General features: G+C 56.8%; 9 protein-coding genes and 1 tRNA gene. 7 read left to right on the top strand and 3 right to left on the bottom strand.

Annotation, left to right across the window (positions count from 1 at the left end; translation table 11 throughout):
• The first annotated feature begins 158 nt into the window (after positions 1 to 158).
• The 3 genes from OHL21_RS20870 (at position 159) to OHL21_RS20860 (ending at position 7529) form a co-directional block, all read left to right on the top strand.
• Entirely contained in the window at positions 159 to 5786 is a 5628-nt protein-coding gene (locus tag OHL21_RS20870; RefSeq protein WP_263419239.1) for an RHS repeat-associated core domain-containing protein, read from the top strand.
• Between the two features lie 14 nt (positions 5787 to 5800).
• Positions 5801 to 6385 carry a YjaG family protein gene (locus OHL21_RS20865; protein ID WP_263419238.1) on the top strand — a complete coding sequence of 195 codons (585 nt, stop codon included), beginning with the start codon at positions 5801 to 5803 and terminating at the stop codon, positions 6383 to 6385.
• Positions 6386 to 7166: 781 nt separating this feature from the next.
• Complete coding sequence (locus tag OHL21_RS20860) at positions 7167 to 7529, top strand: hypothetical protein (RefSeq protein WP_263419237.1); 363 nt, start codon at positions 7167 to 7169, stop codon at positions 7527 to 7529.
• A gap of 176 nt (positions 7530 to 7705) precedes the next feature.
• Here OHL21_RS20860 and OHL21_RS20855 read toward each other — a convergent pair whose 3' ends face one another.
• From OHL21_RS20855 to OHL21_RS20845, 3 genes are all read right to left on the bottom strand, one after another.
• Positions 7706 to 8047, bottom strand: coding sequence for a hypothetical protein (locus tag OHL21_RS20855; protein ID WP_263419236.1), 342 nt, complete (start codon positions 8045 to 8047; stop codon positions 7706 to 7708).
• A 122-nt stretch (positions 8048 to 8169) separates the two neighbouring features.
• Positions 8170 to 8245: transfer RNA gene (locus OHL21_RS20850), tRNA-Ala, on the bottom strand.
• 127 nt (positions 8246 to 8372) lie between these two features.
• Positions 8373 to 9974 carry a S41 family peptidase gene (locus OHL21_RS20845; RefSeq protein WP_263419235.1) on the bottom strand — a complete coding sequence of 534 codons (1602 nt, stop codon included), beginning with the start codon at positions 9972 to 9974 and terminating at the stop codon, positions 8373 to 8375.
• A 211-nt stretch (positions 9975 to 10185) separates the two neighbouring features.
• On the opposite strand from OHL21_RS20845, the gene OHL21_RS20840 reads away from it, so the two are divergent.
• The 4 genes from OHL21_RS20840 (at position 10186) to def (ending at position 15508) form a co-directional block, all read left to right on the top strand.
• A complete protein-coding gene (locus tag OHL21_RS20840; protein ID WP_263419234.1) occupies positions 10186 to 11985 on the top strand; it encodes a peptidylprolyl isomerase in 1800 nt (599 codons plus the stop codon).
• Positions 11986 to 12294: 309 nt separating this feature from the next.
• Positions 12295 to 13290: a 3'-5' exoribonuclease YhaM family protein gene (locus OHL21_RS20835; protein WP_263419233.1), complete on the top strand. Its 996-nt coding sequence runs from the start codon at positions 12295 to 12297 to the stop codon at positions 13288 to 13290.
• Positions 13291 to 13708: 418 nt separating this feature from the next.
• On the top strand, positions 13709 to 14884 hold the full coding sequence (gene aroC / locus OHL21_RS20830; RefSeq protein ID WP_263419232.1) for a chorismate synthase: 1176 nt from the start codon (positions 13709 to 13711) through the stop codon (positions 14882 to 14884).
• Positions 14885 to 14998: 114 nt separating this feature from the next.
• The gene (def, locus tag OHL21_RS20825; protein WP_263419231.1) at positions 14999 to 15508 is read left to right on the top strand and encodes a peptide deformylase; all 510 of its coding nucleotides are present in this window, start codon (positions 14999 to 15001) and stop codon (positions 15506 to 15508) included.
• Positions 15509 to 15511: the final 3 nt, after the last annotated feature.

Here is a 15511-nt window from a genome sequence, read left to right as displayed (position 1 = left end):
TCTTGATCTGCCTACAACTCGTTTTGTCTTTGCTGCGTTCTCTTGTTTGGGATCGCTCTGGTGCTAGGTCTGTTTGCCGTTCCAGCACGTTGGCTGGAACGAATTCTGGGTCGTGGTACTCAGTGAGGATCGCCAGATTAGTATTTTGGTCTTTTCTCTTGAGTTGTTCGGCTAAGTGCTTCGGCCAGTATGACTACCTTCCTCCGGTAGGCATAAAGAACTTCGCTTCGTACCAGCAGTCAAGCGTCGACAGTGTTGACCTGGATACAGGCAACGTCAACCTGCACATTCCGCTGATCGGATTTCCACAGAAGGGCAACAAGCTTCGTCTGAACTTTATCGTCAGATATAACGAGCCGCAGTGGATGTCTACAATCGGTACACCTCGGTACAACCCTACCATCGTAGGTTATTCCGCAGCTGGGGTTTGGAAGCTCAATCAGTTTGCTAATCCGCGTCCTTTAGGTGTGGATGTAGTGAGAGATCAAGGGGTTTCAGGTTCCATCGTTACAACCCCTCGTATCGCGCCAGGATGTTGTGGTAACGGAGATCCTATCGACTACTCTTCAGAAGTCGATGGGATACGTGACCGATCTGGGGCTGTTCACGTTCTCGAGGCGAAATCCGGTACGACGGGTGGTCCTACCTCGGTCGCTTTCTCGGCGCCAGATGGATCAGGTTGGAGGCCGGTTGCGACGTATGGTGAGCCGGTATCTAGTGTGAAGGACAGTAATGGCGTGCTCTACAGCAGCTTTACAATCCATCCGGGATCTGCGAGCCTGACAGCCTGGAATATCTCAGATACTCACGGAAACACCATTACAACCGATGTTGATGGTTGGCACGACAGCATGGGCCGTCTTATTCCCGGATCATGGGCAGGTCAAGGAGCCGGAGCAAGTAGCGCCAGCGGGTCGACGCCTTTAGAGGACGATCCATTTCCCGGTGTACCCAGTAGTGAGATGGCTCGCTGTAATAATGGGGCTGTCGCAACGAGAACCTGGACCGTACCTGCGTCCACAGATTCGGGTGGATCTCAGACCTACTACTTCTGCTTCTCGAAGTACACTGCTAAGACGAACTTCAAGTTCAATGGACGGCTCGGGCAGGTCAACAGTGCCGTTCTGGACGAAACATCTTTCGATGCGTATCTTCTCTCGAAGATCATTCTGCCGAATAACACTTCGTACTCCTTCCAATACGATCCCGATTATCTGGATTTGACCCGCATCGATCTACCCACAGGTGGAGTGATTGTGTATACGTGGGGAACCGTAAAGTGGGACCTCTGTTCTACCGCGCTTCCCATGAAGCGTGTTGTTACCTCAAGATCCGTAACTACCGGGGGTGGTGTTTCATCCTGGAGCTACAACTGGGGAAATGGTGGAGTGTGCAATCCTCAGCCTGGAGACACCATACCGGTAATTGTTTCCAGGCCCGATCAGAACGACGAGTGGCATCACCAAACACGCATGGAGGACAACGGAAAGCTGAATAAGTACGTTGTCTTCTATAAAGGGCATGCGGGTGGAGATGCTTATAACGCCACAGGAACGATCTCGAAGATCGTCAAAACGTCAAGCAGCTTTCGCCAGACTCCCTTGTTTACCCAGACTCAGGACATCCTGGTCTCTCCAGAGACTGGTCCGGACGGTCCCATTGTGAAGTGGCTACAGGGCTATTCCACTCCAGAGACAATTCCTGGTCCTGTTGAGAAGACAGTGGTGACGCTCTACAACACCACCACGCAGGCTGTGGCTTCATCGCAGGAGACGGATGCTACGCCCGTGCCTTCGTCAGGAACAATCGCGCGATGGAATCCTGACAACTACTGGTATCCAGCCCACGATACTTGTGCGTGCGTCAATTACTCAGAGATAGCGACAGAAAAGGTCTACGATTTTGTTCAAGGTTCTGGCTCCGGGCCGGGAACTTTGCTTCGTGAAACCGATATTACCTACAGGTTTCAAGATACTGGTGGCGGAGACTACGAGAATAATGGTCTGACCGGCTTGCCCTCGCAAGTCAAGGTATACGATGGCGCCTCCCATGAAGTAGCACAGAGCGGCTATACCTATGACGAGTCGGCGTATTCAGCCGGCGTCGTCGCCGGAGAGCTAACATCCGTCAGGAAGTGGAAAGATGCATCGAACTACTACGACAGTCACAGCAGCTTCAACTCTGACGGGACATGGACCGGGTCTATCGATGCGAACGGCATCCAAACCCACGTCAATTCTTTCGACTGCTTGAGTGCCTTTCCCAAGAGTGTGACCAAGGCCTACGGTACGTCTATTGCAGAAACATTTGTCTATTCGCACGATTGCGATACTGGAAAGGTTACGTCTTACAAGGACGCAAACTCGCAGACGACCTCCTACACCTACGCGGATTCGCTCAGTCGAGTGACGGCGGTTGACTACCCAGACGGCGGCCATACCGCTATCTCATACACCGATGGTGCGAATTCATCGACGACAGTAGACGTCGATACTGGTGGTTCCCAGGGGAAGATGTCACAGACTGTCAAATATGACCTGGTGGGAAGGACGATCAAAGTTCAACAGAATGCCGATAGCGTCATCAGTGTTGATACAAACTATGACGCCATGGGTCATGTCTACTCGACTTCGAATCCCTACACAAGTACACAAGGCTCATCCAGTGATGTGACGGCAAACGCCTATGATGAACTTGAAAGGATTATTCAGAAGACCAATCCGGATAGTAGCTCTCAAACGTTTTCGTATTCTGGGAATGTCGTCACGAGCACCGATGAAGCAGGGAATGCCTGGAAGCGGACCTCAGACGCCCTTGGAAGATTGACCAAAGTTGTCGAGCCGAATAACGCGACTACTAACTACACCTACTCGGCACGCGGGGATCTTACTTCTGTTCAACAAGTTGGGGTATCAGGAGACGTAGCACGGACGAATCGCAGCTTCGATTACGACTGGCTGTCGAGGCTGAAACAAGCCTATAACCCCGAGTCCGGTTGGATTTGCTACGGCACCATATCATCCGCCACGGCTCCTAACGGATCGAACTGCTCTGCGGATTACGACGGCAACGGCAATCTCGGACATAAAACGGATGCGCGCGGAGTCCAGACGAACTACTTTTATGACGCATTGAACCGTTTGACCCGGAAGGAGTACACGGATGGAACGCCGTGGGCGTACTTCTACTACGATCAGACCTCAACCTGGGCGGGAACTCCTTCGAATGGCATTGGTCGTCTCACCGAGACGCTTGTCGGAGCCGTCCATCGGACCGACCGGGTCTTCTCCTACGACGCGATGGGCCGCGTAACAGATATAGGGGAAGAACTCCCATCCGATCTGAACCTGCCTGGACATGGTATCCACTATCGCTATGATCTCGCGGGCAATCCGGTAACGATCGGTTATCCCAGTGGCCGCGTCGTCACTCAGAGCTTCGATGCCGCTGGCAGGTTGAAATCGGCCGCGATGACAGGTTGGGCTGCAAACGCGCTCAACTTCAATTCCTTCTCTCCCACGAATGTCGATTTCCCCTATACCTACGTGCAGGGAGACTGCTCCAGCAGTACTTCGATCTGCTATACGCCGGCAGGCGCGGTCAGTTCCTGGAAGGTTGGCAACGCCGGTCAGAGTTTCACCTATAACAACCGGCTGCAAACAACACGTATCCAGGCCTTCGGTTTCAGCCAGAATCTGATGGATCGGCAGTACAGCTTCGCTCCCTCGACGACGGGCTCCTGTATGACTGCCGGCAACAACGGCAACATCTGGTCGATCGTCGATGGTCTGAACGCTTACCATACGCAGACCTTCCAATATGACTGTCTCAGCCGGATGACCTACGCCAGCCGCTCTGATGGTGCATTTACGACGAACTTCTCCATCGACAGCTTCGGCAACAGCTCTCCTTCGGTGAACGGGACTGCCACGATGACCTTTGGAAGCGACAACCGGGTGAATAACCTGCCTTGCGCTGCCACGCTGACAGCCTTCGATGCCGCCGGCAACCAATTGTGCGACGGGTTGGCCGCCTGGGGCACATTGCACCAGTACAGCTATGATGCCGAGAGCCGGGTCTCGCAGATTAATTCCGGCAGTACCTCTGTGGCGGCGTATCAGTACGACACGGAGGGGAACCGCGTCCACAAGGACGCGGGCGGTGACTGGATCGAGTATGTCTACATGAACGGGCAGCCGCTCTCGGAGAAGCGCAGCGACGGCTCCTGGTCGGACTACATCTATGCCAACGGCAAGAAGGTGGCCAAGGCAGACACCTTTGAGAACGAGATCCAGGTGGGCGGCACCTTCGATCACAACGGCGTCTCCTGGATCGGGATGACGCTTCCGATCTCGATCCCCGGAGGGACTAACCCGAACACCGGCCAGCCGTATGCTGTTATCCGTCCCGGCGACCGTCTGGTCTGGCAGCAGGAACAGTTCAATGCCCGCGGCGGTATGTGCCTCTTCGACTCCAATGGAAATTCCACGAGTTGGGCCTTGCATGCCCTCGATGGCGACCTGACCAATAGCTGGCACGATACCTCGGGCGCTTGGATAACCCGTGTTGTTCCGCTCGATTCCTGGGCTGGGCACACTCTTACTGGAGCCTGCGTGGTGGCTGACGGAGAGACGAATTCCATCACCAACGGAAGCCCATCCATCGTCCTGGTAAACGACGCGGCCATTCTGCGGGCAGATGGAAGTGTGTTGCCGATCTACCAGAGTGGCCAAGGACAGCCGGGCTGGCAGATCTGGCAGGGTGTGCAGTCGGGAAATGCAATTACCAACAACTTCTGGAACATACGGAACCTGCAGGGATTTAACACGGCGACCTATCCCAGCGTCTCGACCACGCACTATCTGGCCGATCATCTTGGGTCAACCAGCATGGCGCTAACTGTGGAAGGCTGGCCGACGCAGACATCGGAGTTCCAGCCCTATGGGCAGGAGATCAATCCGGTAGCTTCCGCCAATCACTATAAGTTCACCGGCAAGGAAAGAGACACAGAATCAGGGCTCGACTACTTCGGGGCCAGGTACTACGGCTCCACAATGGGGAGGTTCATGTCGCCCGATTGGAGCGTTAAAGCTGAACCGGTTCCGTATGCCAAGCTCGACAATCCGCAATCCCTGAATCTCTACGCATATGTTGGGAGCAATCCAATGAGCGCGGTCGATCCCACCGGGCACTCCCCGGGAATATTCAACCCTCTGAACTACACACTGCTCATGGCAGGGGAAGTTGAGAATTGGCAGCAGCAGTTGCAAAATGATATGCAAAATGCAAATGCAGCCCAACAACAGATCGGACAAGATCCGACACTTCCAGCCGCCGTTGATCCAACAGCCCACAATTTCGTCGATCGCTTGATGACTGTGCTGTTCCCCCGATCATGGGGAGATATGGCCTCTTTAGCGCTTGCGGTCCCGACAGACGGCTTGGGCGAAGTAGGCGCAGCATTCTTACGTGCAAAGGAACTCTCGAACGCTATGGGAAAGACGGCGGACTTCGTGACAATTGCTGTCACAGAGACGAAGGAAGGCACCCGTGTCGTGAGTTCGAGCGAAAAGGCGTTGAGGCCTGCTGTTCAGGCTCTTTTGAAAGACGGCGAAGTCGCTGCAAAAGGGGCAGGGCACGCCGAGATTACGGGAGTCAATGCAGCTAAGCAGATCGGACTTACTCCAACCGGCGTGGCTGCGAGCAGAGGCATTTGTCCGGCTTGCGCTGATTATTTGAGAGGTGCAGGTATTGCGGCTCTGAGCGTCTTAAAGAGTATGTTTTGAAGGCAAGGAAAACGATGATCGGAAATGATAAATTGCTAGTGTCAGTAGGCCGGCTCTCTCGAAAGAAGCAACTTGCTTTTGCTCTGTTGATTTTTGAGAGGATGCTGCCAAGCTTGTTTGCTTTTTCGAAAGATACGGGCTTTAATGCCTCTTGCTACGTGCAAGCTAAAGATGCCGCATGGGCTACCTTACAAAACTCTACAGTGCATCGGTCAATCAGCGAGGCATGTCTTAGAGGTGTACCGGACACCGAGGATTACTCCCATGAGCTAACCTCGTTCGCCTTGAACGCTGCCCTCGCGGCTAATGACATCATCTCGTTTACAAAAGATGGTCGTGCCGAGCACATCACAAGCGTCTCAGCGCTTGCCGGAGACTCCCTATATCTCTATCTGAGCGACCTAGAAGGCTCGGGCGTGTCCTCAACCGAAGAAGATAGCTGGATCGTTTCCCATGCCTTAATGCGAGAGGAGAATCGGCGGCAAGAAGCGGACATCGAGTTCCTTGCCGGCCTCCCGGAGCCGCTTAGCGACGAGGCGATCATTTCTTTAAAGGTGAGAGCGGGCACTCAGCCTCCCTTGCTCCCTCTCACGATGTAGGAAGCCTGGAGACAGACGAGATGTAACGAGCGGACGATTTGCGCGAGTGGTAGCCGCATCATGTTTACGCAACGAGGCAATGCCGGACGGTACATACTGGACGGTGACGCTGACCGAGCTGTGTATCTGAAGCTGTTGTCAGAGAATATGCAGCAATACGGAACTTCTCTCTGGGATATTGCTTGAGGTCTAATCATGTGCACCTGGTAGTAGCTCTCGACGAAGCGAGCAGCCTCGCGATTACGTGAAACATACACATGGCCGGTACGCGTCATACCGGAACGCCAAATATGGTTCGACCGGCCCTGCTTGGGCAGGGGGCTTCTACTCCTGTGCGTAGGGTCGGTCGCATTTAAGCACGAAAAACCCGGGGACAGACGGAACGTAACCAGATAATTGGAAAACCCGGGGACAGACGGAACGTAACCAGATAATTTGTAGCGATGCATCTGCTTCTCTGTTATTGGAAGGCCGAGGGGCTATCTGAATGTCTGCGGAATAGCTCATGACTGATAGTCGCGAGATTGTAGGATCAGTGAGGAACTGTGCGAGAGATTGAAGGCTTCTGGAATTGGTTTCTTGCAAACCAGCAAAGATTGCATGGCAGTGCATATGACGATGAGGCGTTGCTTGACGAGATACAAGACGCGTTACATCTCGTGGATGAGCGGCTGGCGTTTGAGATTGGCCCTCGTGAGCCAATACGAGAGTTTGTCATCAGCGCCGATGGCTTGACGGATGTTTTTCCCGCGGTTGTCTCGCTGGTCAGTGCTGCCCCGATATGCCTCAGTGGAAGATCACTGCTTTCCGGCCGCCTCGCGCTTTGTTTCCTACAGTCGAGCTCAATGGGAGGATTGTCAACCTGGAGGATCTTTCCTTTTCACTTCTCGATAATGGCAAGATTGCCGGAATTCATCTGTTTCTTCCCAACTTTCGCGAGGATGATGTCACCCTGCAACAGATCGCTTACCTGCTGTTGGATGATGCGCTTGGGGAGTTTGATGTGGAGATGAATCTTGGGTTGATCAAGATGCTTGATGTTGCCAGCCCAGAGGAGTTCAAGCGATATCCCTTCCGTGAGCTTCCGGAGATGTTCGATCGGCTGAGTCGGAGGCTTGGTAGGAAGTCAATGGCTACGCATTGATGCTGCGGTTTGCCTGAAGAAAAGCAGATCCATACCGATGACAAACCGAAAGGAATTGGGTGGGTAACTTTTGCGGCATGATAGGATTGCCGTGGCCACCCCACCCACATCTGGCGATAATGCTGCCAGATATGGGGCACCCAGTGTATGGCCTATCTTGAATTTATCGATATGACTTAGTAACTGGACATCCTGCGGATGGTGTCGAGCTTAGCGCGGTCGAGGCCAAGGAGGTCATCTTCGGTAAGACGGCCGGAGCGCAGGAGGTAAGCGAAGACCTCAGGCAAGACGGAGTAACGGTAGTCGAACTCACGGTCGATGCGACGGCGCTGGTTGCCGAGCCACTCTTCCAGTTCCCAGAGTTCGGCCGGTTTGGTAATTTGTGCAGCGCGCTCTTTGGCCTCGCGCAGGACCGCATCGAGGTCTTGCTTAACTGCCTGATCGAAGGCGCGGCGCGCAACGATCTTTTCTGTCTGTGTCCACTTCCAGTTGCGCATGGTCTCGTATGCGTTGGTCATGCTGCAGTTCTCCTTGGCGGAATTGTAGCCCGGTAAGATGAGCCGAAAAGCAGATCCCTGCGGGATGACAAACAAAAAAGAAGATGTTCGGGGAGGGCTGAAAGAATGGCGGAGGAGACTTTTGGTGGAGCTGAGCGGGATCGAACCGCTGACCTCCTCGTTGCGAACGAGGCGCTCTCCCAGCTGAGCTACAGCCCCACAACAGAAGTCCGCGCATCTGGTGGGCGCGGACGGTGGCACAACCAACGAAAGTTAGTTTAGCAGACGAAGGGCGCGTCTCTCAACGCGCCCTTCGGTGTTTCGCTGATTCTGTGTTGCAGGAGACTTACCGCAGCGCTGCCTGCTTCTGCACGCTGGTGGCCTTGTCCTCCAGCGCCTGTGCCTGCGGCAGGAAGCCGACGGCCTTCTGGATCATCGGGTCCCAGTCGGCGCGGACGCGCAGGCCTTCGGTCTGTCCGAACTGCGAGGTGAAGAGCTCGGCCTTGATGTTGGCCTTGATCCAGTCCTTCACCGCATCGAAGTCAGCATCGGAGTAGGTGATGTTCTGCGTCGACGGAGCAGACTTCAGGAAGTTTTTGAAGTCGGCGATGACCGCGTCGTCCACCGTGAACTCCTTGGTGACCGGATGGCTCGCCAGGTAGTGCTTGGAGTAGTTGAAGAAGGCGTAGCCGATCAGCAGTTGGTCCTGCAGGTGTGTGGACTTCGGCGTCTCGACCTTTTCGTCCGGCGTGATGCCGCCGCCGCCGTAGACGGTGCGTCCGCTGTCGGTGAGCTTCACCTCGCGGTTGGCGTTGTCCTTGGGCGTGTCGCGTACATAGTAGTAGTCGTAGAGCGAGACGTTGTCGTAGTTACGCTGAATCAGGCGGCCGCTCGGCGTGTAGTAGTGATAGGTGGTCAGCGCCAGGCCGGTGTTCTCGCTCAGCGTGCTGACGGTCTGCACCAGGCCCTTGCCGAAGGTGGTTTCACCCACGATCAACGCACGGTCGTGATCCTGTAGCGCGCCGGAGACGATCTCGGCTGCCGATGCCGTATTGCGGTTTACCAGCACGACGATGGGATAGGACTTGCCCTGTTCGCCACGGGTGGCGCGGTACACCTCATCCGGGAAGGCGCGGCCCTTCTGGCTCACGACGATCTGTCCCTTCTGCAGGAACTTGTCGCTCATCGCCACAGCTTCCTTCAACAGGCCACCGGGGTTGCCGCGCAGATCGATGACCAGGCCGTCAATCTTGCCGAACTTCTCCAGAGCATCGGCGACCTCGTGGCTGGTGGTCTCCATAAAGCTGGAGACGTGGATATAGCCAACCCCCGGCTTGATCTGGAAGGCCAGATCAACCGAGTAGCGAGGAATTTCATCGCGGACCAGGTCGAAGGTCAGCGGCTTCTCAGAGCCTTCGCGGGCCATCACCACGGCAACATGGGTACCGCGAGCGCCCTTCAACAGGGTGGCGACAGCGGCCGAGTCCATGCCTTCTGTCGACTTGCCGTCGACAGAGACGATCACGTCGCCCGGCCGGATGCCGGCCTTATAGGCGGGCGTGCCCTCGAAGGGAGCGACAACAACAATCTTGTTGCCCTGGGGCTGGATCTGCATGCCCACACCGTAGTACTTGCCGTGCTGGTCTTCGCGCATTTGCGCGTAGGCCTTTGGATCGTAGAAGTTCGAGTGCGGGTCGAGCGTGTGCAACATGCCCGGAATGGCGCCGTCGTAGATAGCCTTGTCGATGCGCTCGCCGGTCATGGGGTCGGCGTAGTTCTGCTCGACCACGGCGTAGGCGCTGGTGAAGCTTTTAAGGCTGTCGCGAACTTTGTTTTCGTCAGTGGCCTGCTGCGCTCCAACTCTCTGGTTCACGAAGGAACCGGCAAGGGCGCATGTGGCGAGAAAAACGGTTGCAGAGAAGGCGGCACGGCGGGTGCGAAGAGCCATTGTGGACGGTACCTCTTTATCAGGTAGGGAAGAGCTCGAACGCAGGCTGCTCTATCTCCCGCGTATGACGGAGTATAGCACTGGAAGGTGAGCCGAACCGAGGCCCAAAATCGCCTCGCGGGGCGTAGAATAGGCGAGTCGATACCCGATTTGGGCCTTTGCAGTCGAATTAGGTATGGCAGTTCAACCGGCAGGGAATCTGTTTCGATTTATGACCATTCGTCCATCCATCCTGACAGGCAGCGCCAGCCTGCTTCTGGCTGTTTCAGCGTTCGCCCAGCAGCAGAAGTCCAGCGCTCCGCGCTACGTAAGCCCCATTGCCCAGAAGCAGCCGGTGAATTCGCCCACGCCCAAGGCCATTACGCCCGACGCCGAAGTGGTTGAGGATATGGTCGTCCGCGTGAATGACCAGATCGTCTCCCGCTCGGACTATGAGCGTGCCCAGGCGCAGCTTGAGGGCGAGATCGCCCAGAACCACGTGTCTCCGGAAGACGCCGACAAGCGCCGCAAAGATCTTCTGCGCGACCTGATCGACCAGCAACTGTTGATTTCAAAGGGCAAAGAGCTCGGTATCAATGCCGATGCCGAAGTTGTCCGCCGCCTGGACGAGATCCGCAAGCAGAACCACTTTGATTCGATGGAGGCCCTGGAAAAGGCTGCCCGCGATCAGGGTGTGAGCTTTGAGGACTTCAAGGCATCGATTCGCAACAACATCATTACCGGCGAAGTGGTCCGCAACGAGGTCGGCCGTAAGTTGCAGATGACGCACGCCGACGAGGTGCGCTACTACAACGCTCACAAGAATGAGTTCACCCAGCCGGAGCAGATTCACCTCTCCGAGATCCTGATTCCTACCCCTGCCACTCCGACCGATTCCGATATTGCAGCCGCCCAGAAGAAGGCAGATGATGTAGTCGCACAACTGGCCGGCGGAGCGAAGTTCGAGGATCTCGCCAAGACGGTTTCCGGTGGACCGACGGCGGCACAGGGCGGCGACCTGGGCATGTTCAAGCGTGGAGCTCTGGCGCAAGTCCTTGAAGATAAGACTTTTGTCTTGAAGGCCGGCGAAAATACCGCTCCCATTCGGACTCGCCAGGGCTTTGTGATCCTGAAGGTCACCGAGCACATCCCGGCCGGCGTTCCTCCGCTGGAGCAGATTGAACCCCAGGTGCAGGAGGCGATGTACTCCGAGCAGATGAATCCGGCTCTGCGTGCCTACCTGACCAAGTTGCGTGAGGATGCCTACATCGATCTGAGGCCTGGCTATACGGATTCCGGATCTTCGGGGCGTCAGACCTCGTTCATCTTTACGGCTTATACCCCTCCGGCTCCGAAGAAGAAGGCGAACAAGTCCCGCTTCGATACGGCGAAGACCGGTCGTCTGGCCCAGGCCCCCAAGGATGGAGCGCAGCTCGCCAGCCTGCCGCTGGACAAGAACGGCAAGCCAAAGAAGATCAAGCGTGAGAAGGTGCGTTACGGCCAGGCTCCCCGGACCGCGCTGCCAGCGGCTCCTGAAGATCAGGTAGCTAACGGAGCGACGCAGCAAGAGGCTGCTCCAGGAACAGCGATCGCTCCGGTAGACAGCAATCCGCTCTCGCAGGCGAATGCTGATGCCGCTGCCGCGGCCGCTGCGGCGAATGCCGATCCGCTGGCGCCGAAGACTCCGGTGGCCGATCACAAGTCGCGCTACTCTGCCAAGCAAAAGGAGTTTGAACAGGCGAAGGTGGACCGCAAGGCTGCGTTTGCCCGTGAGAAGGCCGCTGCTATGCCGGATGCTCCGAAGGAAGAAGAAGTACAGAGCCGCCAGGTGCAGTCCTCTGCGCTCGGTCTGAATGGCGACACTGCCAAGAAGAAGAAGGTAAAGCGCAAGAAGGGCGAGGAGAAGAAGCGCATCCAGCAGACTGTCCAGGCGCCCTCGGAGACGCAGAAGGAAGTCAACAGTCAGCGGAATGAGGACGGGACGTATAAGAGTCCGGTACCGCCGGGAACCGGCGATACGACTAATAAGTAAGGAAGAGAAAGGGCCCCGGAGACGGGGCCTTTTTGCTGGTTATTCAAAAGCAGATTTCTCCGCTATCGCTTCACCCCAACCAGCGAAGGTGGTCGGGGACCCCGACGCTCCGAAATGACAAAAAGAGTTGGAACGGTGACGTTCTCCCTTGCCCACCCTAGCGTTGCGAGCGTTCATCCCAGTGAACAGAGTTCGCTAGGGACCCCGAAGGTGGGGTGCCCAGTCGGGGACGAAGGTATTTAAGATGTGTCGGGCGCGCGGTGCTGTGTGCTGATGGCGCAGGCGGCGGGTATCCTTGAACTTCAGGATATGAAGTCTTTCTTTATCGCAGACGCCTCGCAGTACGAGAACGAGGTCATTACCAGCTACTTTGCACTGGGTTCCATCTCGGCGCGGGAGAAGAGATCAGGCGGGGGGCAGTACCTGGTGCTCACGCTGGTGGACAAGACCGGCACCATGGACGCACGCATGTGGGACGAGTTCGAGGACGCGCTGCGTACCTGCGAGCCCGGCTGCTATGTGAAGGCCCAGGGACAGATCTCGAAGTACAACGGCCGCTTCCAGATCACGCTGCAGAAGCTTCGCCCGGCGGCTGAAAGCGAAGTCGAACCCGCTGACTTTCTGCCGCACACGCAGTACGACATCGGAGAGATGTGGCAGGAGCTGCGCTCGACCGTCGATGCCTTCAGCAACGTGCACTTGCAACGGCTGGTGAATGCGTTCCTCGACGATCCCGTCATCGGGCCGGCGTTTATGAGCGCCCCAGCAGCAAAGGTGTTGCACCATGCCTGGATCGGAGGACTGTTAGAGCATGTTGTCTTCCTGCTGCGCATGTGCAAACGGGTGGCCCCGCAGTATCCCGAGGTGGATCCGGATCTGCTGTGCACGGCTGCGATTCTGCACGACATCGGCAAGACGCGCGAGCTGGAGTGGAAGTCGAGCTTTGCCTACTCGGCTGAGGGGCAGCTGATCGGACACATCTCCATTGCGATGGGCATGCTGCGTGACAAGCTCGCACTCGTCTCGCAGCAGGAGCCGTTTCCGGAGAGGCTGCGCATCCTGGTGGAGCACATGATCCTGTCGCATCATGGATCGCTGGAGTTCGGTTCTCCCAAGCTGCCGATGTTTGCAGAGGCTCTGGTCTTCCACGCCATTGATGATCTGGAAGCGAAGATGCAGAACCTGCGGACACAGCTTGCGAATCATGTCGCGGGCGGTGCACAGCCGGGTTCGGTGACGGACTGGATCCGGAGCATGGATCGGCAGTTGGTGGACTCGAAGGAATACCTGAAGGGCAGTTCCTAGTTGCTGGTTCCTGGTTGCTAGTTGGGCAACTTCCGTTGTCATCCTGAGCGTAGCGAGGGACCTGCTTTGGCCCATGCACTGGGTGCCACATCCATCGCATGGCGATGGGTGGGATGTTCGAGCGGAGCTCGAATCGTCTTTCTTAGCGAACCGTGGCGGTAGAGAAGCAGATTTTCTCCGCTTCCTTCGCTCGCTACGAGATGACAAAAGGTTCGCGCGAAGCGCGAATGTAGTGCTTAAGGGGACGGCTTCAGCCGACCCGTATTGGGCCGCTACGAACAGCGGCTTCAGCCGCTGAGGGCATGCCCAAGAAAGACGCTCGCGAGCAGTGCGAATCCCCATGTCCCTAAGGGGACATGGGCACCCCAGTGTATGGGCACTCCTGTAAATGGGACATCTCGCGATAAAATTGATGTTTATGCTTCGTTTCTCCACAGCAGGTGAAAGTCACGGCGAGAGTCTCGTCGCGCTGGTCAGTGGTATGCCCGCCGGGGTGCCGGTCGATCTGGAGTACGTCAACCGCGAGCTCTGGCGGCGTCAGCAGGGATATGGCCGCGGCGGCCGTATGCGTATTGAGCGCGATACGGCACATGTGCTCTCGGGCGTTCGCCATGGCCACACCATCGGGTCGCCGATCGCGATGACGCTGGAGAATCGCGACTGGAAGAACTGGACTGAGATTCTCCCGGTTGAGCCGGGCGATCCCGAAAAGCACAAGGCTGTGGCGTCTCCTCGGCCTGGACACGCCGATCTCGCTGGATCGCTGAAGTATGACTTTCCTGATGCCCGCTACGTGCTGGAGCGCGCCTCCGCCCGTGAGTCCGCGGCGCGCGTCGCTGCCGGAGCTCTGGCGAAGCTGCTGCTGAAGGAACTGGGCATTGAAGTCGCCAGCCACGTGATCCGCGTAGGCAAGGCTGAGCTGCAGCGTCCGGTGACCTGGGACGAGATCAAGGCTCTGCACGGCAAGGACGAGATACTGCTGAACTGTGCCGACCCCGAGAGCGAGAAGGCCATGAAGGCTGAGGTTGATGGCATCCTGCGCACCGGTGACACCATCGGCGGAGTCTTCGAGGTGGTCGCTCATGGTGTGCCTCCGGGTGTGGGAACGCACGTGAACTGGGATGAGCGCCTGGATGGTCTGCTCGCCCAGGCAGTGATGAGTCTGCAGGCGGTGAAGGCCGTAGAGATCGGCCGCGGCGTCACGGCAGCGGAGTCGAAGGGATCAGAGGTTCACGATGCCATCTCCTACGGCGAAACAGATGGCCCGTTCACGCGCTTCGAGCGCGACCACAATAACGCCGGTGGTCTGGAGGGCGGTATCTCCAATGGCGAGGATGTGATCGTCCGCGGCTACCTGAAGCCGATCTCGACACTGCGCCGCCCGCTGGGATCGGTGAACTTCGAGACCCGTGAACCGGTGAAGGCGGCGTATGAACGCTCCGACGTCTGTGTGGTGCCGGCGGCGGGCGTAGCAGCCGAGGCTATGGTGGCACTGACGCTGGCGCGGCTGGTGCTGGAGAAGTTTGGCGGAGATTCTTTGAAGGAACTGAAGCGCAACTTTGAGGGCTACTGCGTACAGATTCGTAACTTCTAAAGCAGGTCCTTTGCTAACTCACCCCAGCGAACCAGTTCGCTGGGGACCCCGGGCGCTCAGGATGACAAGAAAGAAGCTCGGCGCTGCGCGCAGGATGGCAAGATTGGTAGGACGATGATCTATCCCATTATTAAGTATCCCGACCCTGTGTTGATGAAGCCCGCCAAGGACGTCACTGTCTTCGACAAGGAGCTGAAACAGCTGGTCGAGGACATGTTCGAGTCCATGTATGAGGCGCAGGGCATTGGTCTGGCGGCGCCGCAGATCAATATTGCGAAGCGCCTCTGCATCATCGATCTCTCGTTTAAGAAGAACCCGGCGGAGAAGATTGTGCTGATCAATCCCGAGATCATCGAAAAGGAAGGCAAGCAACATGAAGAAGAGGGCTGCCTTAGCCTGCCGGAGATCCGCGAGAAGGTGAACCGCGCCTTTCAGGTGAAGGTGCGCGCACAGGATGTAGAGGGCAAGTGGTTTGAGATCGAGGGCACCGAGCTGCTGTCTCGTGCGTTTCAGCATGAGATCGATCACCTGAATGGCGTTCTCTTCATCGATCACCTCAGCCGTTTGAAGCGCGACCTGGTGCTGCGGCGCATTCGCAAGATGCAGAAAAACGGGGAGTGGTAGAGC

This window comes from Terriglobus albidus (assembly GCF_025685425.1).
GTDB classification, from domain to species: Bacteria; Acidobacteriota; Terriglobia; order Terriglobales; family Acidobacteriaceae; genus Terriglobus; species Terriglobus albidus.
Note: the sequence above shows the minus strand (reverse complement) of the source record. Positions and strands in the feature narration are given on the sequence as shown.

Bases quoted from the DNA above. Each gene is read 5' to 3' on its own strand.
- aroC (WP_263419232.1), top strand. From the start codon at position 13,709: ATGCTTCGTTTCTCCACAGCAGGTGAAAGTCACGGCGAGAGTCTCGTC.
- OHL21_RS20860 (WP_263419237.1), top strand. From the start codon at position 7,167: ATGCCTCAGTGGAAGATCACTGCTTTCCGGCCGCCTCGCGCTTTGTTT.
- OHL21_RS20845 (WP_263419235.1), bottom strand. From the start codon at position 9,974: ATGGCTCTTCGCACCCGCCGTGCCGCCTTCTCTGCAACCGTTTTTCTC.
- OHL21_RS20865 (WP_263419238.1), top strand. From the start codon at position 5,801: ATGATCGGAAATGATAAATTGCTAGTGTCAGTAGGCCGGCTCTCTCGA.
- OHL21_RS20835 (WP_263419233.1), top strand. From the start codon at position 12,295: ATGAAGTCTTTCTTTATCGCAGACGCCTCGCAGTACGAGAACGAGGTC.
- OHL21_RS20855 (WP_263419236.1), bottom strand. From the start codon at position 8,047: ATGACCAACGCATACGAGACCATGCGCAACTGGAAGTGGACACAGACA.
- def (WP_263419231.1), top strand. From the start codon at position 14,999: ATGATCTATCCCATTATTAAGTATCCCGACCCTGTGTTGATGAAGCCC.
- OHL21_RS20840 (WP_263419234.1), top strand. From the start codon at position 10,186: ATGACCATTCGTCCATCCATCCTGACAGGCAGCGCCAGCCTGCTTCTG.